Raw genomic sequence first — 25,956 nt, 5'->3', positions numbered from 1 at the left:
ACCCGTACTCATGCGTCTCCTCGCAGGTGCGGGCAGGGTGGCGCGTATGGACCTGCCCGTCGCTCCTCCGGCCTTCGACGCCACCACCGGCCCCGGACAGCGGCGCCGTACGGACCGGGGTGCCGATATCGGAGCAGGGTGTGGTCTCGTGGTCCTGGAACTGATCGCCCTGGCGGTGATCTTCGGGCTCTGGTTCCTGTCCGGGGTCGACCTCGACTCCGCGAAGACCGTCCCGCCCGACTCGTTGTGGAACTACCTGGCCGCTGTCGGCGGAGTCGGCCTCCTCGCCATCGCGGCAGCCGCGGCAGCCGCGGCAGCCGCCTGGGCCGGGGCCGTGGTGACAGTGGTCACCCAAGCTGTCATGGCCGCCCTGACCTGCCTCATCGTCTTCGGCGGGGTCGAGCTTCAGTCGTACCAGGATCAGCGATGCCGCGACGTACCGACAGCGGTGGGCTGCAAGGACGACGGCTGAGCAGTGGTCAGGGCCGTGGTGCCCCGGTCGGCATCGGCTGTTGGCCGTCGGTGCCGCAGTGGCGGCATTTGACCGCGGCGGCCGGCAGGTCCTCGGACAGGCAGGCAGGGCAGGTCTTGACGGGCCCCTGCTCTTCGAAGACCGTTACGCCGCGCCGTGCCGAATAGTGCTTGTACGGCACGACGATGAGGAAGTAGACGACGGCCATGAAGGTGAGGAAGTAGATGAGCGCGGAGATGAAGGAGCCGATGTCGAGGAACGTGGCCCGGTTGCCCGCTTGACCGAGTTGCCAGCCCAGTCCGACGGAACGGCCGCCCTGAGCGCGCGCGATGATGGGGTTGATCACGGAATCGGTGAAGGACTTGATCAGGGTGCTGAAGGCCAAGGCGACGATGAGGCCCACGGCTACGACGATGACATCGCCGCGCATCAGGAAGTTCTTGAAACCCTTGAGCATTCCCGGCTCCTTGCGACAGGGTCCCCGGTCGGGACCGGGCAGCACGCTACATTCCGTGATCAGCTCAAACCGGTACGGCACGGACAGTGGACGTACTCTTCCCCCGGCTGCCGAAGTGAATGAATGACTCAGGTCCAGGTCTTCGAGTGGACACCCGAAGGCCTGGACCCGCCTTGGTCGTTCCCGGTCGTTCCCGGTCGTCCGGGCCCGCGGTCCTACGACGCCGTCGGTTCGCCCTGGAGCCGGACCGTGCTGAGGATCTTCATGACGGTGGCCTTGGGGACCTCCTCGCCGACCCCCTGGACGCCGAGGAAGTTCCAGGACACGTAGTCACCGGCCGAGTTCTTGAAGCCGAAGGACACGGCCTTGCCGTCGGTCTCGCACTTGCCCTTCCGGGGCGTGTCGGTCGACCAGGCCCAGGCGATGCTGCCCTTGATCCCCGTGGCGGTCGTGTAGGGCTCGGCCTTGCCGATGTGGAGGCTCTTCTTGTCCGGCTGGGTGTAGGCGCCGTAGACCCACCAGCCCACGGTGTTCACCGCCACCTCGTCGGTGTTCTTGGCGCCCTTGGCACCCTTGGCGCCGGTCATGGCCAGGGACGTGTCCTCCGTGCGGCCGTCCATGTCGTCGTCGGACGTGCACCACTTCGACTGGTACTCGGCGATGCCTGACATATAGGCGATGGGCTTGCCGGTCTTGTCGTCCGTGAAGCCGACGGCGGTGCCCGGGGACGACACCTCCCAGTCCGCCGGGACGTCGTAGGCGATGCCCCGCTTGGGGACGACGACGACCTTCCAGCCCGGGACGGTCGGCTTGTCGGACTCCGTACCGCGCGAGGGCTCGTCCGACGAGGACGCGGAGGCCGTCGCGCTCGGCGACGCGTCGGCCGACGCCTTGGCGTCCTCGTCCCCGCCGAGGAGCAGGAAGCCGGTGACGCCCGCGGCCACCACCACGGCCGTGGCCGCGACGATCGCGATGATCTTCGTACGGTTCCCGCCGCCCCCGCCGCTCGGAGGCTGCGGCGCCCCCGTCGGCGCACCCCACTGCGGCTGCCCCTGCGTCTGAGGGGGATACGGCTGCTGGTACGGGTTGGGTTGCTGGTACCCCGGCTGCTGATAGGGGTTCTGGTGCTGCGGGTTCTGCTCGCCCCCGGGCGGCTGCTGTCCTGGCCACATGGGCAGCAACCCTAAGGGAGGACATGACAACGGAGATCGCCACGGTGTCTCCGGCTCGCCACGGTCATGTCTCCGGCGACGGCTCCTCGTGGACGTGGTGGACGTGCTTCAAGCGCATACGCGCATCCACCGTGTCCTCGGTCGTCACCTCCGCCCAGAAGCGATGGCAGGACACGAACACCGCCAGCTCCCGCTCGCGCCGACGGAGCTTCTCCACCTCGCGCTGCTCGTCCTCGGTCCAGCCCGGGGAGGCGGGGCGCTCCACCTTGCGCCAGCCGGTGTCGTCGGTGAAGCCGTCCAGCGGCTCCACCGACCAGGGGAGCCGCTTCAGCAGGGCCAGAAGCTCGGCCCGGACCTGATGCAGCTCCTCCTGACCGGCGAGGAGATCACTCGGGAAGTCATACGTCGCAGCCACGCGGCAATGCTACGTCTGTTCGATTTTCCGATGCGAGTCACTCCGTGCGCTTCACTCGATCGGCCGTATCCCGGCGCCCCGCCCCACCCGGCGGCTACCTTGATCACCATGACCCTCGATGATCTCCGCGTCTATGTCGCCGTCTGCCGGGCCGGCAGCCTCAGCGCCGTGGCCCGCGAGCTGGGCTGTACCCAGTCGGCCGTCAGTCAGCACGTACGGCGGCTGGAGCGGGAGGTGGGTGTCGACCTGGTGGAGCGGCAGTCGCGCGGGGTCGTGCCCACCCGCGCCGGGCGCGTGCTCCAGCAAGCCGCCGAGGAGGGGATGTCCGGGCTCGACCTGGCCCTGCGCAGACTGGCGGAGATCGCCCGGGGCGACGGCGGCGTCGTGCGGATCGCCACCGGCAGTGTCACCGTGCGGCACTTCATGGCCGCGGCGGTGGCCGAGTTCCGGCGCGAACACCCCGGCGTCAGCCTGGAGTTCAGGACCGGGAGCTCGAGCCGGAGCTGCTTCGACGCGCTGCGGGAGCCCGAGATCGACCTCGCCTGGGTGACCCTCGGCGCGCCCGTACGCGGCGTCGAGCAGCGCCCCGTCGCCCATCTGCCCTGGGTGCTCGCCGTCCCCGCCGACGACGAACTCGCCGGACGGAAGCGGGCCGACGCGGCCGACCTGGCCGGGCTGCGGCTCATCGGCCTCCCCGAGGGCTCCACCTCACGCACCCAACTCGACAGCAGCTACGCCGAGTTGGGTATATCCGCGGCAGCCGCCGACACCAGTGTGGCCGACTGGGACACCGCCATCCTGCTCGCCGAACTCGGCGTCGGCCACGCGGTCGTGCCCGACCTGCCCGGCTGGCGCACCCAGGACCGCCCCGGGCTGCGGTTCGTCCCGGTGCCCGAACTGCCGCCGCTGGCGGTCGGTTGGGCCGTGCGCCGCTGGGACACCCTGTCCCCGTCGGCCCGCGCCTTCGCCGACACGGTCACCCGGCACAACACACCGTCCTGATCACCGGGCCGTCCTGACCACCAGACGGCTCGGACGACTCGGACGGCTCAGGCAGCTCGGATGGCTCGGACGGCTCAGGAGTCCAGCAACTCCCTTACGAGGCGCGTCGCCACCGGCACCGGCACCCCGTGCCGTTCGGCCGCCCTCAGCAACGCCCCGCCGATCGCGTCGAGTTCGAGCGCGCGACCGGCCTCCGCGTCACGCTGCATCGACGACTTCATCTCCGCGGGGAAGGAGTCGTAGCGCGCGAGGGCCGCCACCGGGTCCGTGGCCGCGCCGCTCGCCCGGCCGACCGCCGCCGTCTCCTCCACCAGGGCCACCAACTCCTCGCGGTAGCGGGTGCGGAGGTCGCCGAGCGTCACCTGGTAACGCGTCGTCAGCAGGGCGAGCGGGGCGAGGAAGGCCATCTTCGCCCACAGCGTCGCCGCCTCCCCGCCCAGGACCTCGGCCTTCACCCCGGCCCACTCCAGGGCCCCGGTGAGCCGGTCGAGCACACCGCGCGCCACGGTGTCCCCGGTCAGGTCGATCTCCACGAACGGGCTGCCGTGCTCGATCACCGCGGGTGCGACACGGGTCGACTCGACGCGGATCACGGCGGGCGCCACCCGGTTCGCGCCGTAGCGCTCGCGCAGGGCCGCCGGGTGCTCCACGCCGTTCAGCAGCGGGACGACCAGCGCGTCCGCGTTCAGCATCTGTGCCGGTACGCGCTCCAGCGCGGAGTCGAGCGCCGTGTGCTTGACCGTGACGAACACGATGTCGACCGGCTCGCGCAGCTCCGTGTCCGCCTCGACCTGCGCCGTGAACTCGCCGAAGTGCCCGCTGCGGACCCGGATGCCGTGGTCGCGGAGCGTGCGCGCGGTCTCGTCGCCCGCCAGACAGATCACTCGGTGCCCGGTACGGGCCAGGAGCCCGGCGAGCAGCCCGCCGACACCGCCCGGCCCCAGGACCGCCACCGTAAGGTTCTCGTTCGCCATGCCTCGTCCCTGATCCTCGACCAGGGTCCCCCGGTCCGAGGACCCCCTCGGCGATGATCACAAGCGGCCGACAGTCCAGTCAATCCTCGGAGGAGCTTGGCGATACCCAAGGAAACCCTGGGGTTCCAGGGTGACTTGACGGCTACTTCTCGGGTGTCTCGGACGCCGGGCGGCGCATGAAGTAGGTCGCGCCCGCGCCCGCCGCGAACAGGGCCGTCACCGAGACGCCCGTCGCCAGCCAGCTCGTGCCCAGCCACTGTCCGCCGTAGTAGCCGAGGGCCACGCTGTACCCGGCCCAGGCGACACCCGCCAGCGCCGACCAGGGCAGGAACTCGCGGACGCGGCGGCGGGCCGCGCCCGCGCCCAGGGAGACGACCGAGCGGCCCGCGGGCGCGAACCGGGCGAGTATCACCAGCGTGCCGCCGCCGCGGGCCAGCGCCGCGCCCAGGCGTTCCTGCGCGGTCGTCAGCCGGCGCGAGCGGGCTATCGCCCGGTCGAGGCGGGGGCCACCGCGCCAGGCCAGGCGGTACGCCACCAGGTCGCCCAGGACCGAGGCCGTCGCCGCGCACAGGATGAGCCCGAGCACATCCGGTACATGAGCGACGGCCGAACCGGCCGCTGCCGCCGTGGCCGCGGTGATGACGAGGATGCCGCTCGGCAGCAGGGGCAGGAAGACGTCCAGCAGGACCGACGTGGCCACCACGGGGTAGATCCAGGGGCTGCCGGTCAGCGACCCCACCATCTCAAGCACCCGGAACTCCCCCGTCCAACTCCCCAGGCGGCTGCGTACCGCCATGCCGCGTGGTCGCGGGGGAGCGGCAGGAACGGCCTTTGACAGCCGTACAGCGTACGTGGTGGCGGCGACACGTGGGGTATCGGGGGTGAGGAATGGGGGTGAGCGGGGAGGTTCCGGCAATCCGGGCGGACGACGGGCGACTTCGGACAGCCTCCGAGGTCGCCGGGGCCGCCGGGATCTCGGAGAAGCTCCCGGCGGTCAGCAGCCCTTGAGGGCGCTCTGGAGCGCGCTCTTCTCGGCCGTGTCGACGGAGAGCTTGTAGTAGTGCTTCACCTGCACCCACGCGCGGGCGTACGTGCACACGTACGCGGACCGGGTCGGGAGCCACTCGGCCGGGTCCTTGTCGCCCTTGGAGCGGTTGGAACCGGCGGACACGGCGATGAGCTGCGGCCGGGTCAGGTCGTTGGCGAAGGCCTGGCGCTGCGCGGTGGTCCACGTGCTCGCGCCGGAGTCCCAGGCCTCGGCGAGCGGGACGAGATGGTCGATGTCCAGGCCGGAGGACGAGGTCAGGGTGGTGCCGTCGTACTCGGAGTACCAACTGCCGCTGGTGGAGGCGCAGGCGGAGTCGGTGACGACGTTCGAGCCGTCGCGCTTGAGGACCGTCTCGCGGGTGTCGCAGGTGCCGCTGATGGTGATCCAGTGGGGGAAGAGGCTGCGGTCGTAGCCGGTGCGGTCCTCGGCGGCGACCGTGAGGGAGGAGAGATAGGTACGCGCGGTGGAGGCGGCGATGGGGGTCGGGAGTGCGGCGGAGGCGGTCGGGCCGTTGAGGGCGCCGACGAAGGCCGTGAGTCCGGTGAGCGCTGCCAGTATGCTCAGACGTCGACGCGCGTAGACCTTGGACATGCGAACTCCCTTGTGGGGTAGGGGTGTTGAGGTGCGGGCGAGGGAATGCTCGCCAGGGCGTGTTACCTGCGGGTGTACGTCCGGTGAGACGCTAGTGGCGCGTACATGACATGACAAGGTCTGTGGCTGTCCGGGCCGGAATTCCGGGCTCGTCGTGTCCGTCGGGGGTCCCGTACCATGGACGGCGCAGAAGGGGAGTAGCTCTTCGCCGGACCGTCGACACACTGCTCAGCTCGTCTGAGCCGGCGCCCGGAGGCGGATCTTGTCCATGGATCCCGCCAGCGAGACCTTCGGCAAGCAGTGCACGCCCATGTCGCAGGCATGGGTGCCCCGTGTGCTGCCGTGCCGAAGTGTCGCAGCAGTCACACACTCTCGGCGGGCAGCCCGACCGATTGAGGAACCTTGATCAGCATCAGCGTCCTGGCGCTCGTCTTCGGCGTCATCTTCCTGGCCGAGCTGCCGGACAAGACGGCCCTCGCCGGGCTCGTCCTCGGTACGCGCTACCGCGCCTCGTACGTCTTCGTCGGTGTCGCCGCCGCCTTCCTGCTGCATGTCGTGCTCGCCGTCGCGGCGGGCAGTGTGCTGACCCTGCTGCCGCAGCAGGTCGTGCATGTGATCACCGGTCTGCTCTTCCTCGGCGGCGCGGCGGTGCTGCTGCGGAACAAGGGCGAGGAAGAGGAGGAGGTCCGCCGTCCCGAGAACCAGAGCTTCTGGAAGGTGTCGGGGGCGGGCTTCATGCTCATCCTGGTCGCCGAGTTCGGTGACCTCACCCAGATCATGACGGCGAACCTCGCGGCGCGTTACGACGACCCCCTGTCGGTCGGCCTCGGTGCCGTCCTCGGCCTGTGGGCGGTCGCGGGCCTCGGCATCGTCGGGGGCAAGGCGCTGATGAAGAGGGTGCCGCTGCGGCTGATCACGAAGATCGCTGCGGTGGTGATGATGGTTCTCGGTGCGTGGAGCCTGTACGAGGCCGTGAGTGCGTGAGTGCGTGAGTGCGTGAGCGAGCGAGTGCCTGCGTGCGTGAACGCGTGAGCGTGTGAGGTCTGACGCGGTCGGTCGGGGCTCAGAGCGAAGAGCAGTGGCGCGATGCGGGGCGGCTTTGTATCGTGGGGGAACAAAGTGGCTCCCGCCCGCAACCCTGACCGGCGGGCGGGGCCGCCTTGTCCTCGGGGCCGCCTGGCGGCCCCTTCCCCATGCCTTGGAGCCCTGCCCATGACGGCCTCGACCCTGCTGACCACCCGCGCGCTGCTGCTCGACATGGACGGCACCCTCGTCAACTCCGATGTCGTCGTGGAGCGTTGCTGGCGTCGCTGGGCCGGGCGGCACGGGCTGGACGGCGACGCGGTGATGAAGGTCGTGCACGGGCGGCAGGGGTACGCGTCGATGGCCGTACTGCTGCCGGACCGCCCCATGGCACAGAACCACGCGGACAACGCCCGCATGCTCGTCGAGGAGACCGCCGACATGGACGGCGTGGTCGAGGTCCCCGGCGCCGCCGCCTTCCTGGCCTCCCTCGCCGGGCTGCCGCACGCCCTCGTGACCTCGGCGGACGTGGCGCTGTCCACCGCGCGCATGGCCGCCGCGGGCCTCGGGCTGCCCGAGGTGCGGATCACCGCCGAGTCGGTCGGGGCGAGCAAGCCGGACCCCGAGGGCTTCCTCAAGGGCGCCGCCGAGCTGGGCGTCGCGCCCGAGGACTGCCTCGTCTTCGAGGACTCCGGCGCGGGCATCGCGGCGGGGCGTGCCGCCGGGATGCGGGTGGTCGGCGTCGGCCCCCGGGCCGCGGCGCACGGCCCTGACATCCTGGCCGCGGACCTCACGCGGGTGCGCGTGGAGGCCGCGGCGAACGGGATGATCCACGTCCACGTCGGCTGACCGTAAGTACGGACGTCATCACGGACGCTCTAGCGTCCGCTCGTCTCCGACTTCAGCATCGCCCGCGTCGCCGGGCCGTACACCCCCGGCTCGTCCTGGGTGACGCCGCGTGCCGCCTGGTAGGTGCCGACGCCGCGGGCCACCCGCCAGCCGTAGTTGCCGTTCACCGGGCCGGTGTACAGGTTCAACTGGCGCAGGCGTAGCTGCAGTTCGGTGACCTCCGGGCCGCGGTCGCCCTGGCGCAGGACCTGGCCGCTCTGCACCTGGCCCGCGGGGGCGGTGGGCGACGGCGCACGGGTGGACGCGGTGGGCGTCGGGGTCGTGCTCGACGTGGCCGCGGCGGACGGGCTCGGGGACGCGCTCGACGGCGACTCCGATGGCGTCGGGCTCGCGCTCGGTGACGAGGTCGCGCTCGCCGTGGGGGTCGCCGCGGGCGCCGTGGACGTCGTGGCCGACGGCTGCCGCGACGGCGACGACTCCGGCACGCTCGCCCGTACGTCGGCCGGCCGTGCCTCGTCCCGCTGCGGCGGGTCGTACGAGAACAGCCTCCCGGCGAAGGCGGCAGCCGCCGCGATCGCGACGGCGGCCCCACCGGAGGCCAGCAACACGGTGCGCCGCTGTCGGCGCCGCGGCTTCCGGTGACCCGAGGGCTCCGAGGGCTCGTACGGTTCTGAGGAGTCCGCGGGGATGGCGTCGAGCCGTGCCGTCGCCGCCGGGTCCTGTCGCTCCGGTCGCCCCGGTATCTCCTCCGGTCCCGGTACGGCGCCGAGTCGTATCGTCTCGTCCGGCGCGGACTCCTGCGCGGCCTCCCGCGCGGGCTCGGCCGGGGTCACCGGCAGATCCACGTACGGCCGGATCCGCAGTGGATCGAAGTCCTCCGCCGCTGCCGCCTGCGCCGTCCGCGCGTCCCGAAGCGCGTCGGACGCCCGTCGGGTGCATCCGCACGACGGCGTGCCGTCCGGCCGCCGCGGCGCCCCGCACTTCGGGCAGGCCTGTCCGTTCGATCCACTCACGCCCTCGGTCCCCTCCCGCCGAACTCCAGAGATTATGCAGACCTTCCGCACGGAATCTCCCGTCCGCCCCCTGAATCTCCGCTTCCTCTCGGTCCTCGCAGGCTCCTCGGTAGGCACCTCAACAGGCTCAACAGGCCATATGAGGCCATAGCGGCAAGGATGGGGGCTGCATGGAGGCAGGATCGTCTACAGGAGATCTTGATGACCGGTGACGCAGAGGGCAGGGCGGCCGAGGCAGGAGCACCCGCGGCGGCCGGACCGACGGGCGTCACGCGAGGCAAGGCCGCGGAACAGCGCGTGCCCGGCGGGGTGCTCGTCTCCATCGGCGCGCTGCTGACGGGCATGCTGCTCGCGGCGCTCGACCAGACGATCGTGTCGACCGCGCTGCCCACCATCGTCAGTGACCTCGGTGGCCTCGAACACCTCTCGTGGGTGGTCACCGCGTATCTGCTCGCGTCGACCGCGGCGACCCCGCTGTGGGGCAAGCTCGGGGACCAGTACGGGCGCAAGAAGCTGTTCCAGGCCGCGATCGTGATCTTCCTGATCGGCTCCGTGCTGTGCGGCGTGGCGCAGAACATGCTCGAACTGATCGCCTTCCGTGCCCTTCAGGGCCTGGGCGGCGGCGGGCTCATCGTGTTGTCGATGGCGATCGTCGGCGACATCGTCACGCCCCGGGAGCGCGGTCGCTACCAGGGGCTCTTCGGCGCCGTCTTCGGGACGACCAGCGTGCTCGGACCGCTGCTGGGCGGCCTGTTCACCCAGCATCTGAGCTGGCGCTGGGTCTTCTACGTCAATCTGCCCCTCGGGATCGTCGCCCTGCTCGTGATCGCGACGGTGCTGAAGATCCCGCGGAAGTCCGCGCGGCATGTCATCGACTACCTCGGCACCTTCCTCATCGCCTGCGTCGCCACCTGTCTCGTCCTGGTGGCCTCCCTCGGCGGCACGACCTGGGGCTGGGGCTCGCCGCAGGTCATCGGGCTGGTGGTGCTCGGCGCCGTGCTGCTGGTGGCCTTCGTGCTCGTCGAACGCCGGGCGGCCGAACCCGTCCTGCCGCTGAAGCTCTTCCGGGTGCGCACCTTCACCCTCGCCGCGATCATCAGCTTCATCGTCGGCTTCACGATGTTCGGCGGGATGACGTACCTGCCGACGTTCCTGCAGATCGTCCACGGCATCACCCCGACCCTGTCCGGTGTCCACATGCTGCCGATGGTGCTCGGGATGCTGCTGTCCTCCACCGGCTCCGGCCAGCTCGTCAGCCGCACGGGCCGCTGGAAGGTGTTCCCGGTCACGGGCACCGCCGTCACGACCGTCGGGCTGCTCCTGCTGCACCGGCTCGACGAGCACAGCAGCACGGCCGTGATGAGCGGCTGCTTCTTCGTCTTCGGTCTGGGCCTCGGCCTGGTGATGCAGGTCCTGGTGCTGGTCGTGCAGAACGCGGTCGACTACGAGGACCTCGGCGTCGCCACCTCCGGCGCCACCTTCTTCCGCTCCATCGGCGCCTCCGTCGGGGTGGCCGTGTTCGGCACGCTCTTCGCGGGCCACCTCGGCGGCCGGCTCACGGCGGCGCTGGCCGGTCGGCCGCTCCCGCCGGGCGTCACCACGGACACCCTGAAGACCGACCCGCGGGGCATCACGACGCTCCCCGCGGATGTCCGGCCCGCCGTGCTGCACGCGTTTGCCGTCTCCATCACCGATGTCTTCCTGTACGCCGCCCCGGTCGCCCTCCTCGGCTTCGCCCTGGCGTGGTTCCTGCGCGAGGACCCGCTGCGCGGCTCGGTGACGGCACCGGACGGGACGGAGACGCTGGCGACCAATCCGGTGCAGCGCTCGTCGTACGACGAGGTGTGCCGGGCGCTGTCCGTCCTCAGCGAGCGCGAGGGGCGGCGCGCGATCTACGAGAAGATCACCCGGCGGGCCGGGTACGACCTGCTGCCCGCGGCGAGCTGGCTGCTGCTGCGGATCATGAGATACGGCTGGGCCGAGCCGGGGGTGCTCGCCGAGCGCAGCATGGTCCCGCTGAACGTCATCATCGGGGCCGCGCGGCAGGTGGAGGAGAGACGCCTGGCGGTGCGCGAGGGGCTCGACCTCGTCCTCACCGAGCAGGGCTACGAGGCCGCCGAGCGGCTGTCCAGGGCCCGGGAGGAGTCCCTGGCCGAACTGCTCGGCGACTGGTGGGGCCCGGACCGGCCGACCGATCTGAGCCGACTGGTCCAGGTCCTGACCGCCGAGATGTGCGGCTCGGACGCGGAACGGCCACGGGAGCCTTAGCAGAGCCGCTGTCGGAGCCGCTTCGCGAACCAGTGCTCGGCGTACATGTTGTCGTTGTGCGGCGCGGTCTCCGCGTAGCCGAGGCGGCTGTACAAGGAGCGGGCCTCCACCAGATCGCCGCGGGTGTCCAGGACGATCCGGTCGGCGCCCAGCGCGCGAGCCGCGTCCTCGGCGGCGGACACCAGGAGCGCCGCGCCGCCCCGGCCACGCAGTGCCTCGTGCAGGAAGACCCGCTTCAGCTCGGCCGTCGCCGGGTCCAGCAGCCGTACGCCCGCCGTTCCCGCGGGCTCGCCCGCCCAGCGCGCCACGAACAGGGCGCCGGTCGGGGGCGCCAGATACTCCCCGGTGTCGGCGGCGATCTCGCGCTCCAGCTCCTCCGGATCGGTCGAGCGGTTCTCGTGGAGCTGGTACCAGCGGTCGCTGACCTCCGTGTAGTACGCGCGCCACAGCGCCGCGGCCACCGGTGAGTCATGGGGTTCTCGGGCAACGGTCCATGTCATGACGGGCATGGTCGAAGCCGGAGGACGGGGGCCGCAACCGGATATGCGAGGCGGCCGGGGCGTGAGGTGCGCTCAGTCCGCGCGGCGGGCGCGCCAGCGCTGGACGATCTCCTCGACGTCGTACGGCTTCAGACCCAGCGGCGGGCCCGGCGGCGGCTTGAACATCATGTCGCGGATCTTGGCGTTGAGGGGCTCGATCAGCCGTCGTACCGCGGCCTCGGACGGCGCCGCCCCGGCGGCTTCCAGGGTGTCCTCCGCCTCCTTGCGGAGGGCCAGCGCGGGCGGCAGGACGGAGACGCCCTCGCGGGCCATCTTCCGCTTGATCCACCACAGTTCGTCGTACTGGGTCTCCGTGACGGCCGGTACGGGCTGACCCGCGCCGGGGAGGTTCTCGAACTCCCCGCGCGCCTCCGCGTCGCGGATCTGCTTGTCGACGTAGGACTCGAAGCTGACGCCGGGTGGCTTGCGCTCGGTCATGGGTCCATTGTGCCGTACATCACTCTACGGGGCGCCGAGTCGAACTATCATGCCGCCGCAGTACGTCAACACCCCTCACGCGCAAGACACTTGACCGCCTCATCCCGGAGGAGCGCACGTGCTCGAACTCACCATGGCCACCGTCGCCGAGGCGGACGCCGGGGCGACGGCCGGCATGCTCATGGCCGATGCGCCCAGCGAACCGGGCGCCGCGCTCCGGGTGGGCCGCGACCGTTCCGTATGCCGCCTCGCGCCCCCCGAGGACTGGCTGTTCGTCTCCCGGGTGCACCTGGAGTTCCAGTGCGGCCCCGACGGAGGCTGGCAGGTGAGCTGGCTGCGCGGCTCCCAGCCCGAGCCGGCCTCCGAGGTCCGCCTGATCCTGGGCGGGCACCAGCCGCCCCAGCCCCTGCCGTACGGCGGCACGGCCAGGCTTCCGCACGGCGGCTCGGGCGAGCTGGTGATCCAGGACCGCAGCGCCCCGCGCAGTGTGAACGTGGGCTTCTATCACGAGGGCTGAGGGGGCTGAGGGGGCTGAGGGCTGAGGCCTGAGCGTCGCCCGGCAACGGGACGTACGGCCGTGTCGTCCGCACGGACGGCCGTACCTCCCGTCCCGCTCAGTGCTCCGCGCGCTCCAGCGACGGTGCCGAACCCGGCAGCGGGCGGCCCGCCGACTCCGTCATGAACCACACCGCGATGCCGCCGATCACGGCCGCCGCCATCATGTAGTAGGCGGGCATCATCATGTTCCCGGTGGCGCCGATCAGCGCCGTGACCACCAGCGGGGTCGTACCGCCGAACAGCGACACGGAGATGTTGAAGCCGATCGACAGCGAGCCGTAGCGCACCCGTGTCGGGAAGAGTGCCGGGAGCGCGGCCGGCATCGACGCGGTGAAGCAGACCAGCAGCAGGCCCAGCGCGCCCATGCCCAGCGCGACCGCGAGCAGACTGCCCTGGCGGATCAGCAGCAGGGCGGGCACCGAGAGGAGCAGGAAGCCCGCGCAGCCCGCGGCGATCACCGGGCGGCGGCCGACGCGGTCGGTCAGCGCGCCCACGAACGGCTGCACGATCATCATGGTCGCCATCACGCCCAGCACGACCAGCAGTCCGTGCGTCTCGTCGTACTTCAACTCGCTGGTCAGATAGCTCGGCATGTACGACAGCAGCATGTAGTCGGTGACGTTGAAGACGAGCACCAGGCCCATGCAGAGCAGCAGTGCCCGCCACTGCCCGACGACCATCTCGCGCAGCGGCACCTTGCGGTGCTCGGTCGCGGTCTTCCCGGCCTTACGGGCCGCCTTGCGAGCCTTCGCGGCCTTCTCGGCCTGCGCCGCGAACGCCGGGGTCTCCTCCAGGCGCAGCCGCAGATAGAGGCCGATGATGCCCATCGGGCCCGCGATCAGGAACGGGATCCGCCAGCCCCAGGCCACCATGTCCGCGGAGGACAGCAGCGCGGTCATCAAGGTGACGAGGCCCGCGCCGCCGATGTATCCGGCGAGCGTGCCGAACTCCAGCCAACTGCCGAAGAAGCCACGCTTCTTGTCCGGCGCGTACTCGGCGATGAACGTGGACGCGCCCGCGTACTCACCACCGGTCGAGAACCCCTGCACCAGCCGGGCCACCAGCAGCAGAACGGGCGCCCCGACGCCGATCACCGCGTACGAGGGGATCAGGCCGATCGCGAACGTGCCCGCCGCCATCATGATCATCGTCAGCGCGAGGATCTTCTGCCGCCCGACGCGGTCACCGAGCGGCCCGAAGACCATGCCGCCGAGCGGGCGGACCAGGAAGGCCGCGGCGAAGGCGCCGAAGGTCGACAGCAACTGCGCGGTGGGGTTGCCGGAGGGGAAGAACACCTTGCCCAGCGTCACGGCGATATAGCTGTAGACGCCGAAGTCGAACCACTCCATCGCGTTGCCGAGCGCGGCGGCTTTCACGGCGCGCTTGACCAGCGCGGGGTCGGTGACGGTGGCCTTCTCGGTGGCCCAGGCGGGAGCCGAGGCCTGAGAGGCGGTGGACGCTGCGGGTGTGGATGGAGCGACGGTCGGCAAGGTACCGCTCGCCTGCCTTTCGACGGGGACAGGGACAAGGGCCCGCCGCCGGGCGACGGACCACGGCCCATCACGAGGAGCGGGCCGAAAGGCGACCATAGGGGGCGGGATCGCCCTGGCGGAGCGTGGCCGACTCGATGCGTTCTGTACGTAAACGTGGCCTGTGCAGGCGCGACGGACCCTCGCCGCGCCACCGCGAACCGTCCCGATTGTGACCCTTATCGCGCCTCAGGGGTGGAACCGCGCCGTTCGCGCGGTTGACGCACGCCGAAGGCGGCGACCCCGGGTCGGGGCCGCCGCCTTCGCGGATCGGTGCGCGCTCGGTCGGAGCGGTGCCGGGATCAGTACCAGTGGTGGGTGGTCCAGAAGCGCCAGGCCGCGACGGGGCTGCCGTAGCGGGAGTTCATGTACTTCAGGCCCCACTTGATCTGGGTGGCCGGGTTGGTCTTCCAGTCGGAGCCGGCGGAGGCCATCTTGTGGGCGGGCAGCGCCTGGACCAGGCCGTACGCGCCCGAGGACGGGTTCTTGGCGTGCGTGTTCCAACCGCTCTCGTGCGAGACGATCTTGTGGAACGCCCTGTACTGTGCGGGGTCCTTGATCATCCGACGTGCGATCGACTTGGCGGAGGAGGCGTCCGAGGCGGGGGCGGCGGCATGTGCGGGCGTCGAGACGAGCCCGACACCAGTGGTGGCGACGACGACGGCGACGGCGGTGATGGCCTTCTTCGGAGAAGCGATGCTGCGGATCACGGAGACAGACACAGAACACCTTTCGTCCGGGGACAAGGGCCGCCCGCGGACCCGGACCACGCGGGGTGTGGTGGGTACGCGTTGACGCCGTGACCCGGGCGGGTCGGTCGACGTCTGGCGGCGGGTTCCAGAGAAACAGCCGGTCGGCGACGTCCGCAATGACCCCTCTTACTGGTTGTGGTCGCATTGGCGGCGTAATTCGCTTATGTGACCTGCGCCTCGATATGCGGGTCGCGAGGCGGGACCGGCGCGCGCATGTCAGGCGATCGGACTACGACCCGGATTCGTAGATGGCCGTGGTCGCGTAGGGGTTCGCGCGGAGGGTGTCACGGCGAGTCGGCGACGGTGGCGCGGAGCGGGAGGGGGCGGTGTGGCCTGCGTCGCGCGCGTCGAGTCGCCGCGGCGGGAGTCGGATGGTGGCTGTCGTTGCACGTGCAAGGGATCGAGCCGTGGTTGGCGCCCCGCGCACGGGAGTTGTGGCTCAAGGCGCGGGCGCGAAGCCGCCTGCCCGCCGGGCCTGGCGCGCCGGATCGCCAGGCCCGTACCCCGGTGAGGTCACGCGGCGAAGTGTGCCGCGGCCTCCGTTCGCCACAGCAGTGCCAGCCCCACGAGTCCGGCCAGGCAGGGCAGCAGGCCCGCCAGTGTCATCACCAGGGGGTGCGGCTGGGTGAAGTGGTAGACGGACAGCGCGGTTCCCACGACGACCGTCGCCGCGCCCGCCTTGCGCACCCACCGCTTGCCCCGCTTGCTCGCCCACGCCATCCAGACGAAGAAGGCGGCGCCGATCGCGGCGAGGGTGAACAGGTAGGTGAGGATGCTGGATTCGGCCATCGAGACATCGCCGGGGCTGCGGTGCGGGTAGGTGTCGCGCAGCTTACCGGCGAGTCCGTCACCCGCGGCCTGGTCGGCGACGACGGTGGCGGCGGCGACCAAGGACAGGGCGGCGGCGGTGTACAGCGCGGTGGCGGCGTTGCGGACGGAGGTGGGGAGGTGTTGCGTGGTCATGGATCTCCTCGCGGTGTTGTGTCGTGTCGCATCGCATCGCGTCGCGACAGTGACGAGACTTGGGATATCTTGTCTCAAGTAGCTATGGGGAAGGGTAGAGGCAAGATGACCAACGAGCAATCTCCGACAGGTTCGACAGGTTCTGCGGGCCCGACAGGACTGACCCGGCGCCGTCGCAGACTGACGGACACGGAGACCGCGCAGCGGATGCTCGACACCGCCATGGCGATGATCGATGCCACCGGGCTGACGGTCAGTCTGGAACACATCGGCTTCGAGGACGTCATCCGTGACGCGGGCGTCGCCCGCAGTGCCGTCTACCGCCGCTGGCCCTACAAGGACCTGTTCTTCAGCGATCTGCTCAAGGCGATCGCCGCGACCGCGCCCGCCGCGATCGGCACGGACGGTACGGTCGCCGAGGACGCGGTACGACGGCTCGCGCTCGACCGGCTCGACCAGTTCCGCACCCCCGAAGGCCGCCGGGCGCTCCTCGTCGAACTGCTGCGCCAGGGAGCGCTGCGGGACTTCGAGGCCATGCACGCCTCACCGCAGTGGCGCACCTACATCGCCCTGCACGCGACCTTCCTCAGCCTCGCCGACGGCGAGTTGCGCACCGAGGTCCAGGCCGCGCTCGCCACGGCGGAACGCGGACTGATCGACGGCATCACGCGGTCGTACGAGCAACTGGCGGCTCTGCTCGGCCTGCGGCTGCGCCCTGAACTGGGCGCGACATTCGATGAGTTGGCGGCCCAGGTCAGCGCGACCATGCGCGGCTTCGTGATCACCGCACGCTCCCTGCCGGACCTCGCGGAGCGGCGGCCGAGGGCCGGTGTCCTCGGTGCGGCCGAGCCGGTGGAATGGTCACAGCCCGCGCTGGGCGTCGTCGCGGTGGCCCTCTCCTTCCTCGAACCCGACCCGAGGGTGGAGTGGGATGAGGGGCGGATCGCGACGGTGCGCGGGGCGCTTGAGGGCGCGTAGAGGTCTCTGAGGCCCGAGGCCGACGCCGAGCGGCGGTGTGCGTGGGGCTCCGGGCGGGGGGTTTTGGACGTTGGGCCGGGGTGTCGGCCGAGGGCCTTTCGCGGAGGTCTGTAGGAGGAGGGGCGTGACATTTTCCTCCTCTTCTTCTCCGAGACCACGGCCCGTAGGCCGTGCGCGCTCCGTTCTGACAGCCATGGTGGCGACCCTGGTCGCCGCGCTCTGCCTGACCGGGCTCGCGGCTTCGCCTGCGAGCGCGCAACAGTCCCCGCCGACCGACATCGCCCTCGCCTGGGGGCTCAACGACCTCGGGCAGTTGGGGGACGGCACCACCACCAACCGCAACACGCCGGTCGCGGTCGACCTTCCCGCCGGTACCCAGCTCACTGCCGTCGCCGGCGGTGGCGAGCACAGTCTGGGGTTGACATCCGACGGCCGCGTCCTTGCCTGGGGAGGCAACTTCTTCGGGCAGTTGGGGGACGGCACCCTCACGGATCGCCTCACGCCGGTCACGGTCGACCTTCCCGCCGGCACCCAGGTCACCGCGATCGCCGCAGGCCTCAACTTCAGCCTGGCGTTGACGTCCGACGGCCACGTCCTCGCCTGGGGTGAAAACGTCAACGGGCAGTTGGGGGACGGCACCACCACCAACCGCCTCACGCCGGTCGAGGTGCACCTTCCCGCTGGCACCCAGATCACCGCCATCGCGGCCGGAGAACGCCACAGCCTGGCGGTGACGTCGGATGGCCGTGTCTTCGCCTGGGGGCGAAACGATCTGGGGCAGTTGGGGGACGGCACCACCATCTTCCGCACCACGCCGGTCGAGACGCTGCTGCCCGCTGGCGTCCAGGCCACGGCCGTTGCTGGCGGCGAAGGCCATAGTCTGGCGGTGACGTCGGATGGCCGTGTCTTCGCCTGGGGGTGGAACGCCTTCGGGCAGTTGGGGGACGGCACCACCATCAATCGCCTCACGCCGGTCGAGGTGCACCTTCCCGTCGGCACCCACGCCGTTGCTGTTGCCGCAGGAAACGACAGCCGCCATAGTCTGGCGTTGACGTCCGACGGCGGTGTCCTCGCCTGGGGCTTGAACAGCAGCGGGCAGTTGGGGGACGGCACCACCACCAATCGCCTCACGCCGGTCGAGGCGCTTCTTCCTGTCGGTACCCAGGTCACCGCCATCTCCGCAGGAAACGTGCACAGTCTGGCGTTGGCGTCCGACGGCCGCGTCCTTGCCTGGGGTGGTAACACCTTCGGGCAGTTGGGGGATGGAACCAACATCACCCGCCTCACGCCGGTTGAGACGCTCATTCCTGCCGATGTTCACGCCACCGCCATCTCCGCGGGCGGCCTCCACAGTCTGGCGTCGGCTGTCAGAGGGACGAGCACTACCACGCTCACGGTCTCCCCGACCACGGTTGCCCCCGGCCAGCCGGTCACCTTGACCGCGCACGTCACCTGCACCACAGGCACCCCCACCGGTGGTGAGGTGGTCTTCTTCGACGGCACCACCCAGATCGGCACCGCCACCGTCGACGCCCAGGGCAACGCCACCTTCACCACCAGCAGCCTCAGCCTGGGCACCCACGAGATCACCGCCCGCTTCCAAGGCATGGGTGACTGCCCGGCCTCCGTCTCCGCACCGGTCACGGTGACCGTCGAAGAGGTGCAGGCCTCCCTCACGCTGGACAAGCGGGTTGTCTCGGAAGGTCCGTTCAAGGTCGGGGACCGGGTCGAGTACGCCTACACGGTCACGAACACCGGTAACACCGTCCTGACCAACGTGAGGGTCACGGACGACCTGGTCGCCCAGGTCACCTGCGACGTGACCAGGTTGGCCCCCGGCCAGAGCACCACCTGTCACGGCAGCCACACGATCACTCGCGCCGACGTGACTCCGTGCAAGACGGCCAAGGAGCGTGGCGGTGACAAGGGGCATGGCAAGCACCAGGTCATGCGGTGTCAGGTCACCAACACCGCGCACGCGACCGCGATCGACCCGAACGGCGACGAGGTCACCAGCGACGAGGCCACCGCCACCATCACCGTGAAGGTCGAGAAGAAGAAGGAGAAGGAAGAGAAGGAGCACTGCCGCAAGCACCACGGCAGCCACAAGGTCTACGGCAACGACAGGTGCGATGACGGCCACCACCGTCGCGCAGCCCAACAGGCATAAGAACAACCCCTCGTAGATCGCTGCTGCGCGCCCCGTCCGGACACTCCGGGCGGGGCGCGGGTGCGGGAGGTGAAGCCGCTGAAGGGTGTTGCCTCCGATGCGGGGGATGCGGGGGCTCCGGGCGGGGGGTTTCGGGTGGTGGGACGGGGTGTCGTCCGGGGTTGCTCCCCAAGGGGTCTGTAGGAGAAGGGGGTGAGATTCTCTTCCCATACCTTGAGACCTGGACCGGGAGGGCGTGCGCGCGCCGCTCTGACTGCTGTGCTGGCCGTGCTGGTCACCGCGCTCTGTCTGACCGGTCTCGCGGCTCCGCCCGCGAGCGCGCAACCGTCCCCGCCGACCGACATCGCCCTCGCCTGGGGCAACAACGACTTCGGGCAGTTGGGGGACGGCACCACCACCAGCAGCAGCATGCCGATCAACGTGCACCTTCCCTCCGGCGTTCAGCTCACCGCCATCGCCGCAGGTTCCTTCCACAGTCTGGCGCTGACGACCGACGGCCACGTCCTCGCCTGGGGCAACAACGGCTACGGGCAGTTGGGGGACGGCGCCACCACCAACCGCAGCACGCCGGTCGAGGTGCTTCTTCCCGCCGGCGTGCAGGTCACTGCCATCTCCGGCGGTCAGTACCACAGTCTGGCGCTGACATCCGACGGTCGCGTCTTCGCCTGGGGCTATAACGCATATGGGCAGTTGGGGGACGGCACCACCACCAACCGCAGCACGCCGGTCGAGGTTCATCTTCCCGCCGGCGTGCAGGCCACCGCCATCTCCGGCGGCGGCTACCACAGTCTGGCGTTGACATCCGACGGCCGCGTCCTCGCCTGGGGCAACAACAGCGCTGGGCAGTTGGGAGATGGCACCACCACCCAACGCACCACCCCGGTTGAAGTACACCTTCCCGCCGGGACCCAGGCCACCGCCATCGGCGCCGGTGCCTACCACAGTCTGGCGTTGACGTCCGACGGCCGCGTCCTCGCCTGGGGCAACAACTTCTATGGGCAGTTGGGGGACGGCACCACCACCAACCGCAGCACGCCGGTCGAGGTGCTTCTTCCCGCCGGCGTTCAGGTCACCGCCATCGCCTCAGCCTGGTACTACAACCTGGCGTTGACGTCCGACGGCCGCGTCCTCGCCTGGGGCGAGAACAACTTCGGGCAGTTGGGGGACGGCACCACCACCGACCGCCTCACGCCGGTCGCGGTGCACCTTCCCGTCGGTGTCCAGGTCACCGCCATCTCCGCCAACGCTTACCACAGTCTGGCGTTGACGTCCGATGGTCGCATCCTCGCCTGGGGGTACAACGTCTCCGGGCAGTTGGGAGACGGCACCACCACCGACAGCAGCACGCCGGTCCAGGTCCACCTTCCCCCCTTCACTCGCGCCACCGCCATTGCCGCCGGTGCCTACCACAGTCTGGCGTTGGCTGTCAGAGAGGCGAGCAGCACCACGCTCACGGCCTCCCCGACCACGGTCACCCCCGGTCAGCCGGTCACCTTGACCGCGCACGTGACCTGCACCGCCGGTACGCCCACCGGTGGTGAGGTGGTCTTCTTCGACGGCACCACCCAGATCGGTACCGCCACGGTGAACGCCGAGGGCAATGCCACCCTCACCACGACCAGCCTCGGCCTGGGCACCCACGAGATCACTGCCCGCTTCCAGGGCGAGGGCACCTGCCCGCCTTCCGTCTCCGAGCCGGTCACGGTGACCGTCGAGGAGGCCCCGCAGACGGCCCTCACGCTGGACAAGCGGGTTGTCTCGGAAGGTCCGTTCAAGGTCGGGGACCGGGTCGAGTACGCCTACACGGTCACCAACACCGGCAACACCGAACTGCACAACGTGACGGTCACGGACGACCTGGTCGCCCGGGTCACTTGTGACGCGACCACGATCGCGCCCGGCCAGAGCACCACCTGTCACGGCAGCCACACCATCACCCGCTCCGACGTGACTCCGTGCAAGACGGCCAAGGAGCGTGGCGGTGACAAGGGGCACGGCAAGCATCAGGTGATGCGGTGTCAGGTCACCAACACCGCGCAGGCGACCGCGATCGACCCGAACGGCGACGAGGTCACCAGCGACGAGGCCACCGCCACCATCACCGTGAAGGTCGAGAAGAAGAAGGAGAAGGAGAAGGAGCATTGCCGCAAGCACCACGGCCACAAGAAGGTCTACGGCAACGACAGGTGCGATGACGGTCACCACCGTCGCGTAGCCGAACAGGCGTAACAGGCACGTCTCGTAGAACACCGCTGCGCGCCCCGTCCGGACACTCCGGGCGGGGCGCGGGTGCGTGAGGTGAAGCCGCTGAAGGGTGTTGCCTCCGATGCGGCGGTGTCGGGGGCTCCGGGCGGGGGGTTTCGGGTGGTGGGACGGGGTGTCGTCCGGGGTTGCTCCCCAAGGGGTCTGTAGGAGAAGGGGGTGAGATTCTCTTCCCATACCTTGAGACCTGGACCGGGAGGGCGTGCGCGCGCCGCCCTGACGGCCATGCTGGCCACCCTGGTCGCCGCCCTCTGTCTGACCGGACTTGCGGCCCCGTCCGCGAGCGCGCAACAGTCCCCGCCGACCGACATCGCCCTGGCCTGGGGCATCAACGACTTCGGGCAGGTGGGGGACGGCACCACCATCCAGCGCGACGCGCCGGTCAACGTGCACCTTCCCGCCGGCGTAGAGCTCATCGCCGTCTCCGGCGGCGAACGCCACAGCCTGGGACTGACGTCCGACGGCCGTGTCCTCGCCTGGGGCCTCAACGGCCAAGGCGAGTTGGGCGATGGCACCAGGACCGACCGCCTCACGCCGGTCGAGACGCTTCTTCCCGCCGGTGTCCACGCCACTGCCATTGCCGCGGGCGGCGAGCACAGTATGGCGTTGACGTCCGACGGCCGTGTTTTCGCCTGGGGCTACAACTCCTCCGGGCAGGTGGGGGACGGCACCACCATCAATCGCCTCACGCCGGTCGAGGTGCACCTTCCTGCTGGTACCCAGGTCACCGCCATCGCCGCCGGCCTGCTCCACAGTATGGCGTTGACGTCCGACGGCCGTGTCCTCGCCTGGGGCTTCAACCGCTACGGGCAGGTGGGGGACGGCACCACCACCGATCGCCTCACGCCGGTCGAGGTGCACCTTCCTGCCGGTGTTCAGGTCACCGCCATCGCCGCTGGTGACCTTCACAGTCTGGCGCTGACGTCCGACGGCCGCGTCCTTGCCTGGGGCTTCAACTCCTCCGGTCAGTTGGGGGACGGCACCACCACCGATCGCCTCACGCCGGTCGAGGTGCACCTTCCTGCCGGTGTCCAGGTCACTGGCATCTCCGGAGGAGACGCGCACAGTCTGGCGTTGACGTCCGACGGCCGTGTCCTCGCCTGGGGCAACAACGGCTTCGGACAGTTGGGGGACGGCACCACCACTACTCACCTCACGCCGGTCGAGACGCTCCTTCCCACCGGCACCCAGGTCACCGCTGTCGCCGCCGGCGGCTTCCACAGTCTGGCGTTGACGTCCGACGGCCGCGTCCTCGCCTGGGGCGACAACCTCTTCGGGCAGTTGGGGGACGGCACCACCATCGAACGCCTCACGCCGGTCGAGGCACTCCTTCCTGCCGGAGTCCACGCCACCGCCATCGCCGGCGGCTATCTCCACAGTCTTGCGCTGGCGGTGAGGGCGGAGAGCAGCACCACGCTCACGGCCTCCCCGACCACGGTTGCCCCCGGCCAGCCGGTCACCCTGACCGCGCATGTGACCTGCACTTCCGGCACGCCCACCGGCACTGTCGAGTTCTTCGACGGGAACAGGTTCATCGGCAGTGCCACCCTCGACGCTCAGGGCAACGCGACCTTCACCACGACGAGCCTCGGTCTGGGCATCCACCAGATCACGGCCCACTACCTCGGCAACGCGGACTGTCCGGCGTCCGTCTCCGAGCCGGTCACGGTGACCGTCGCGGTGGTACCGGTGGCGTCCCTCACGCTGGACAAGAGGGTTGTCTCGGAAGGTCCGTTCAAGGTCGGGGACCGGGTCGAGTACGCGTACACGGTCACCAATACCGGCGGTGTCACCCTGCACGACGTGACGGTCACGGACGACCTGGTCGCCCGGGTCACCTGTGATGTGACCACGCTCGCCCCGGGCGCGAGTACCACCTGCCGTGGTACTCACATGATCACCCGTGCCGATGTCACCCCGTGCACGTCGGCCAAGGACCGTGGTGGGGAGAAGGGTCACGGCAGGCATCGGGTGATGCGGTGCGAGGTCACCAACACCGCGACCGCGACGGCGATCGGGCCGGATGGTGCTCAGGTCACCAGCAATGAGGCGAGTGCCACGATCATCGTGAAGGTGGAGAAGGAGAAGGAGAAGGAGCGCTGCCGCAAGCACCATGGTCACAAGAAGGTCTACGGGGGCGACAGGTGTGATGACCACGGCGGTCACCACCGTCGTGCGGCCCAACAGGCATAACAGGCACGTCTCGTAGAACACCGCCTCGCGCCCCGCCCGGACACTCCGAGCGGGGCGCGAGGCGTGGGGCGTCCAGCGACGCTGCCTCTGATGCGGCGGTGCGGGGAGCGCCAGCCGGGGGGTTTCGGGTGGTGGCCCGGGGTGTCGTCCGGGGAGTTGCGGAAGGGTCCCCGTAGTACGAGGGGCGTGAGAATCTCTTCCCATTCCTTGAAACCACAGCAGGGCGGCCGTGCGCGCGCCGCCCTGGCCGCCTTGGTGGCCGCGCTGGTCGCCGCACTCTGTCTGACAGGACTTGCGGCCCCGTCCGCGAGCGCGCAACAGTCCCCGCCGACCGACATCGCCCTCGCCTGGGGCTACAACGAATTCGGGCAGTTGGGGGACGGCACCACCACCGACCGCACGACGCCGGTGAACGTGCACCTGCCCGCCGGCACCCAGCTCACCGCCATCGCCGGCGGCTTCTTCCACAGTCTGGCGTTGACCTCCGACGGCCGCGTCCTCGCCTGGGGGGACAACAGCGCAGGAGATTTGGGGGACAGCACCACCGTCAGCAGCAGCACACCGGTCGAGGTGCACCTTCCCGCCGGTACTCAGGCCACCGCCATCGCAGGAGGCGGCCTCCACAGTCTGGCTGTGACGTCCGACGGCCGTGTCTTCGCCTGGGGCCTCAACAACGTCGGGCAGTTGGGGGACGGCACCACCACCAGCAGCAGCACACCGGTCGAGGTGCACCTTCCCGCCGGTGTTCAGGCGACCGCCGTCGCCGCCGGTCAACGCCACAGTCTGGCGTTGACGTCCGACGGTCGCGTCTTCGCCTGGGGGGACAACGGCAGCGGGCAGTTGGGGGACGGCACCACCACCAATCGCCTCACGCCGGTCGAGGTGCACCTCCCCGCCGGTACCCAGGCCACCGCCATCTCCGGCGGCTTCGATCACAGTCTGGCGTTGACGCCCGACGGGCGTGTCCTCGCCTGGGGGGACAACGGCTTCGGGCAGTTGGGGGACGGCACCACGACCAGCAGCAGCACGCCGGTCGAGGTGCTCCTTCCCGCCGGTACCAGGGCGACCGCCATCGCCGGCAACAACGGCTACCACAGTCTGGCTGTGACGTCCGACGGCCGCGTCCTTGCCTGGGGGCGAAACGGCTTGGGGCAGTTGGGGGACGGCACTACCGTCAACAGCAGCACACCGGTGGAAGTGCTCCTTCCCGTCGGCACCCAGGCCACCGCTGTCGCCACAGGCTACGATCACAGTCTGGCGTTGACGTCCGACGGCCGCGTCCTCGCTTGGGGCAACGGCCGCTTCGGGGAGTTGGGGGACGGCACCACCGCCAGCAGCAGCACGCCGGTCGAGACGCTCCTTCCTGCGGGCGTCCACGCCACCGCCATCGCCGCCGGCAACTACCACAGCCTGGCGCTGGCCGTGAGAGCGGCAAGCACTACCACGCTCACAGCTTCCCCGACCACGGCCGCCCCCGGCCAACCGGTCACCCTGACCGCGCACGTGACCTGCACCTCCGGCACTCCCACCGGTGGTGAGGTGATCTTCTTCGACGGCACGACCCAGATCGGCACCGCCACGGTCGATGCCCAGGGCAATGCGACTCTCACCACGACCGACCTCGGCGTGGGAACCCACGAGATCACCGCCCACTTCCAGGGCATGGGTGACTGTCCGGCTTCGGTGTCCGAACCGGTCACGGTGACGGTCGCGGTGGTACCGGTGGCCTCTCTCACGTTGGACAAGCGGGTTGTCTCGGAGGGTCCGTTCAGGGTCGGTGACCGGGTCGAGTACGCCTACATGGTCACCAACACCGGCAACACCGAACTGCACAACGTGACGGTCACGGACGACCTGGTCACCCAGGTCACCTGTGACACGACCACGTTGGCCCCCGGCCAGAGCACGACCTGTCACGGCAGTCACACGATCACGCGTGCCGACGTCACGCCGTGCAAGCAGGCCAAGGAGCGTGGCGGGGACAAGGGCAAGGGCCACGGTAAGCATCAGGTGATGCGGTGCGAGGTCACCAACACCGCGCACGCCACGGCGACCGACCCGACGGGCCTTCAGGTCACCAGCAACGAGGCGACCGCCACCATCATCGTGAAGGTGGAGAAGAAGAGGGAGAAGGAGAAGGAGCACTGCCGCAAGCACCACGGAGGCCACAAGAAGGTCTACGGCGGCGACCGCTGCGACGACCATGACGGCGGCCACCACCACCGCGTAGCCGAAGACGCATAGGGACACGCTTCACAGATCGCATGCTTCGCGCCCCGCTCCGGACACT

Annotated in this window: 24 protein-coding genes; 12 read left to right on the top strand and 12 right to left on the bottom strand. The window is 70.2% G+C overall.

Translation table 11 applies throughout. From position 1 onward, the window contains the following. The first annotated feature begins 46 nt into the window (after positions 1-46). Complete coding sequence (locus tag NGF19_RS22950) at positions 47-472, top strand: DUF6234 family protein (protein ID WP_252427066.1); 426 nt, start codon at positions 47-49, stop codon at positions 470-472. Between the two features lie 7 nt (positions 473-479). Here NGF19_RS22950 and NGF19_RS22945 read toward each other — a convergent pair whose 3' ends face one another. From NGF19_RS22945 to NGF19_RS22935, 3 genes are all read right to left on the bottom strand, one after another. Beyond that, the gene (locus tag NGF19_RS22945; protein ID WP_252427065.1) at positions 480-929 is read right to left on the bottom strand and encodes an MscL family protein; all 450 of its coding nucleotides are present in this window, start codon (positions 927-929) and stop codon (positions 480-482) included. A 215-nt stretch (positions 930-1,144) separates the two neighbouring features. Next, positions 1,145-2,101, bottom strand: a complete 957-nt coding sequence (locus NGF19_RS22940; protein ID WP_252427064.1) for a DUF8017 domain-containing protein — start codon at positions 2,099-2,101, stop codon at positions 1,145-1,147. A 64-nt stretch (positions 2,102-2,165) separates the two neighbouring features. Then, the gene (locus NGF19_RS22935; protein WP_252427062.1) at positions 2,166-2,516 is read right to left on the bottom strand and encodes a DUF8825 domain-containing protein; all 351 of its coding nucleotides are present in this window, start codon (positions 2,514-2,516) and stop codon (positions 2,166-2,168) included. Positions 2,517-2,624: 108 nt separating this feature from the next. On the opposite strand from NGF19_RS22935, the gene NGF19_RS22930 reads away from it, so the two are divergent. Further along, positions 2,625-3,518 carry a LysR family transcriptional regulator gene (locus tag NGF19_RS22930; RefSeq protein ID WP_252427060.1) on the top strand — a complete coding sequence of 298 codons (894 nt, stop codon included), beginning with the start codon at positions 2,625-2,627 and terminating at the stop codon, positions 3,516-3,518. A gap of 74 nt (positions 3,519-3,592) precedes the next feature. Here NGF19_RS22930 and NGF19_RS22925 read toward each other — a convergent pair whose 3' ends face one another. The 3 genes from NGF19_RS22925 to NGF19_RS22915 all read right to left on the bottom strand — a co-directional run bounded on the left by NGF19_RS22925 (position 3,593) and on the right by NGF19_RS22915 (position 6,131). Beyond that, positions 3,593-4,492, bottom strand: coding sequence for a ketopantoate reductase family protein (locus tag NGF19_RS22925; RefSeq protein WP_252427059.1), 900 nt, complete (start codon positions 4,490-4,492; stop codon positions 3,593-3,595). A gap of 142 nt (positions 4,493-4,634) precedes the next feature. After that, positions 4,635-5,243 (bottom strand): DedA family protein, encoded by a 609-nt coding sequence (locus NGF19_RS22920; protein ID WP_252427058.1) that lies wholly within the window; start codon positions 5,241-5,243, stop codon positions 4,635-4,637. Positions 5,244-5,486: 243 nt separating this feature from the next. Further along, the gene (locus tag NGF19_RS22915; protein ID WP_252427057.1) at positions 5,487-6,131 is read right to left on the bottom strand and encodes an HNH endonuclease family protein; all 645 of its coding nucleotides are present in this window, start codon (positions 6,129-6,131) and stop codon (positions 5,487-5,489) included. 402 nt (positions 6,132-6,533) lie between these two features. Between NGF19_RS22915 and NGF19_RS22910 the strand changes: the two genes are divergently transcribed. Together NGF19_RS22910 and NGF19_RS22905 are read left to right on the top strand one after the other, a co-directional pair. Beyond that, positions 6,534-7,115 carry a TMEM165/GDT1 family protein gene (locus NGF19_RS22910; protein WP_252427056.1) on the top strand — a complete coding sequence of 194 codons (582 nt, stop codon included), beginning with the start codon at positions 6,534-6,536 and terminating at the stop codon, positions 7,113-7,115. Between the two features lie 228 nt (positions 7,116-7,343). Then, complete coding sequence (locus NGF19_RS22905) at positions 7,344-8,003, top strand: HAD-IA family hydrolase (protein ID WP_252427054.1); 660 nt, start codon at positions 7,344-7,346, stop codon at positions 8,001-8,003. Between the two features lie 29 nt (positions 8,004-8,032). Here NGF19_RS22905 and NGF19_RS31015 read toward each other — a convergent pair whose 3' ends face one another. Then, on the bottom strand, positions 8,033-8,266 hold the full coding sequence (locus NGF19_RS31015; protein WP_308288517.1) for a peptidoglycan-binding domain-containing protein: 234 nt from the start codon (positions 8,264-8,266) through the stop codon (positions 8,033-8,035). Positions 8,267-8,282: 16 nt separating this feature from the next. On the opposite strand from NGF19_RS31015, the gene NGF19_RS31010 reads away from it, so the two are divergent. After that, positions 8,283-8,645 carry a hypothetical protein gene (locus NGF19_RS31010; protein WP_308288516.1) on the top strand — a complete coding sequence of 121 codons (363 nt, stop codon included), beginning with the start codon at positions 8,283-8,285 and terminating at the stop codon, positions 8,643-8,645. 572 nt (positions 8,646-9,217) lie between these two features. After that, a complete protein-coding gene (locus NGF19_RS22895; RefSeq protein WP_372505731.1) occupies positions 9,218-11,284 on the top strand; it encodes an MDR family MFS transporter in 2,067 nt (688 codons plus the stop codon). Here the strand turns inward: NGF19_RS22895 and NGF19_RS22890 are convergent. Together NGF19_RS22890 and NGF19_RS22885 are read right to left on the bottom strand one after the other, a co-directional pair. Then, positions 11,281-11,784 (bottom strand): GNAT family N-acetyltransferase, encoded by a 504-nt coding sequence (locus NGF19_RS22890; protein ID WP_252427050.1) that lies wholly within the window; start codon positions 11,782-11,784, stop codon positions 11,281-11,283. The genes NGF19_RS22895 and NGF19_RS22890 overlap by 4 nt on opposite strands. A gap of 72 nt (positions 11,785-11,856) precedes the next feature. Continuing rightward, positions 11,857-12,261 carry a DnaJ family domain-containing protein gene (locus NGF19_RS22885; protein ID WP_252427049.1) on the bottom strand — a complete coding sequence of 135 codons (405 nt, stop codon included), beginning with the start codon at positions 12,259-12,261 and terminating at the stop codon, positions 11,857-11,859. Positions 12,262-12,379: 118 nt separating this feature from the next. Here NGF19_RS22885 and NGF19_RS22880 point away from each other — a divergent pair, with 118 nt between their 5' ends. Then, positions 12,380-12,778: a hypothetical protein gene (locus tag NGF19_RS22880; RefSeq protein WP_252427047.1), complete on the top strand. Its 399-nt coding sequence runs from the start codon at positions 12,380-12,382 to the stop codon at positions 12,776-12,778. A 97-nt stretch (positions 12,779-12,875) separates the two neighbouring features. Here NGF19_RS22880 and proP read toward each other — a convergent pair whose 3' ends face one another. From proP to NGF19_RS22865, 3 genes are all read right to left on the bottom strand, one after another. After that, positions 12,876-14,408 (bottom strand): glycine betaine/L-proline transporter ProP, encoded by a 1,533-nt coding sequence (gene proP, locus NGF19_RS22875; RefSeq protein WP_372505729.1) that lies wholly within the window; start codon positions 14,406-14,408, stop codon positions 12,876-12,878. A gap of 242 nt (positions 14,409-14,650) precedes the next feature. Beyond that, the gene (locus NGF19_RS22870) at positions 14,651-15,070 is read right to left on the bottom strand and encodes an aggregation-promoting factor C-terminal-like domain-containing protein (protein ID WP_252427045.1); all 420 of its coding nucleotides are present in this window, start codon (positions 15,068-15,070) and stop codon (positions 14,651-14,653) included. A gap of 543 nt (positions 15,071-15,613) precedes the next feature. Further along, the gene (locus NGF19_RS22865; protein WP_252427044.1) at positions 15,614-16,063 is read right to left on the bottom strand and encodes a hypothetical protein; all 450 of its coding nucleotides are present in this window, start codon (positions 16,061-16,063) and stop codon (positions 15,614-15,616) included. A gap of 207 nt (positions 16,064-16,270) precedes the next feature. Between NGF19_RS22865 and NGF19_RS22860 the strand changes: the two genes are divergently transcribed. The 5 genes from NGF19_RS22860 (at position 16,271) to NGF19_RS22840 (ending at position 25,910) form a co-directional block, all read left to right on the top strand. Then, complete coding sequence (locus NGF19_RS22860) at positions 16,271-17,041, top strand: hypothetical protein (RefSeq protein ID WP_252427042.1); 771 nt, start codon at positions 16,271-16,273, stop codon at positions 17,039-17,041. A 193-nt stretch (positions 17,042-17,234) separates the two neighbouring features. Next, positions 17,235-19,211 carry an RCC1 domain-containing protein gene (locus NGF19_RS22855; protein ID WP_252427041.1) on the top strand — a complete coding sequence of 659 codons (1,977 nt, stop codon included), beginning with the start codon at positions 17,235-17,237 and terminating at the stop codon, positions 19,209-19,211. Between the two features lie 258 nt (positions 19,212-19,469). Next, positions 19,470-21,440: an RCC1 domain-containing protein gene (locus NGF19_RS22850; protein WP_252427040.1), complete on the top strand. Its 1,971-nt coding sequence runs from the start codon at positions 19,470-19,472 to the stop codon at positions 21,438-21,440. Positions 21,441-21,698: 258 nt separating this feature from the next. Next, the gene (locus NGF19_RS22845) at positions 21,699-23,666 is read left to right on the top strand and encodes an RCC1 domain-containing protein (RefSeq protein ID WP_252427039.1); all 1,968 of its coding nucleotides are present in this window, start codon (positions 21,699-21,701) and stop codon (positions 23,664-23,666) included. A 207-nt stretch (positions 23,667-23,873) separates the two neighbouring features. Further along, positions 23,874-25,910, top strand: a complete 2,037-nt coding sequence (locus tag NGF19_RS22840; RefSeq protein ID WP_252427038.1) for an RCC1 domain-containing protein — start codon at positions 23,874-23,876, stop codon at positions 25,908-25,910. Positions 25,911-25,956: the final 46 nt, after the last annotated feature.

Origin of the sequence: Streptomyces macrolidinus, assembly GCF_023887685.1 — a bacterium.
GTDB lineage: Bacteria > Actinomycetota > Actinomycetes > Streptomycetales > Streptomycetaceae > Streptomyces > Streptomyces macrolidinus.
The sequence above is the reverse complement of the archived record's forward strand: the minus strand, read 5'-3'. Positions and strand labels throughout refer to the sequence as shown.

Excerpts from the sequence above, each read along its gene's own strand:
- NGF19_RS22890 (WP_252427050.1), bottom strand. The coding sequence starts at position 11,784 with ATGACATGGACCGTTGCCCGAGAACCCCATGACTCACCGGTGGCCGCG.
- NGF19_RS22860 (WP_252427042.1), top strand. The coding sequence starts at position 16,271 with ATGCTCGACACCGCCATGGCGATGATCGATGCCACCGGGCTGACGGTC.
- NGF19_RS22895 (WP_372505731.1), top strand. The coding sequence starts at position 9,218 with ATGACCGGTGACGCAGAGGGCAGGGCGGCCGAGGCAGGAGCACCCGCG.
- NGF19_RS22855 (WP_252427041.1), top strand. The coding sequence starts at position 17,235 with ATGGTGGCGACCCTGGTCGCCGCGCTCTGCCTGACCGGGCTCGCGGCT.
- NGF19_RS22940 (WP_252427064.1), bottom strand. The coding sequence starts at position 2,101 with ATGTGGCCAGGACAGCAGCCGCCCGGGGGCGAGCAGAACCCGCAGCAC.
- NGF19_RS22930 (WP_252427060.1), top strand. The coding sequence starts at position 2,625 with ATGACCCTCGATGATCTCCGCGTCTATGTCGCCGTCTGCCGGGCCGGC.
- NGF19_RS22845 (WP_252427039.1), top strand. The coding sequence starts at position 21,699 with ATGCTGGCCACCCTGGTCGCCGCCCTCTGTCTGACCGGACTTGCGGCC.
- NGF19_RS22905 (WP_252427054.1), top strand. The coding sequence starts at position 7,344 with ATGACGGCCTCGACCCTGCTGACCACCCGCGCGCTGCTGCTCGACATG.
- NGF19_RS22945 (WP_252427065.1), bottom strand. The coding sequence starts at position 929 with ATGCTCAAGGGTTTCAAGAACTTCCTGATGCGCGGCGATGTCATCGTC.
- NGF19_RS22865 (WP_252427044.1), bottom strand. The coding sequence starts at position 16,063 with ATGACCACGCAACACCTCCCCACCTCCGTCCGCAACGCCGCCACCGCG.
- proP (WP_372505729.1), bottom strand. The coding sequence starts at position 14,408 with ATGGTCGCCTTTCGGCCCGCTCCTCGTGATGGGCCGTGGTCCGTCGCC.
- NGF19_RS22925 (WP_252427059.1), bottom strand. The coding sequence starts at position 4,492 with ATGGCGAACGAGAACCTTACGGTGGCGGTCCTGGGGCCGGGCGGTGTC.
- NGF19_RS22885 (WP_252427049.1), bottom strand. The coding sequence starts at position 12,261 with ATGACCGAGCGCAAGCCACCCGGCGTCAGCTTCGAGTCCTACGTCGAC.
- NGF19_RS22915 (WP_252427057.1), bottom strand. The coding sequence starts at position 6,131 with ATGTCCAAGGTCTACGCGCGTCGACGTCTGAGCATACTGGCAGCGCTC.
- NGF19_RS22950 (WP_252427066.1), top strand. The coding sequence starts at position 47 with ATGGACCTGCCCGTCGCTCCTCCGGCCTTCGACGCCACCACCGGCCCC.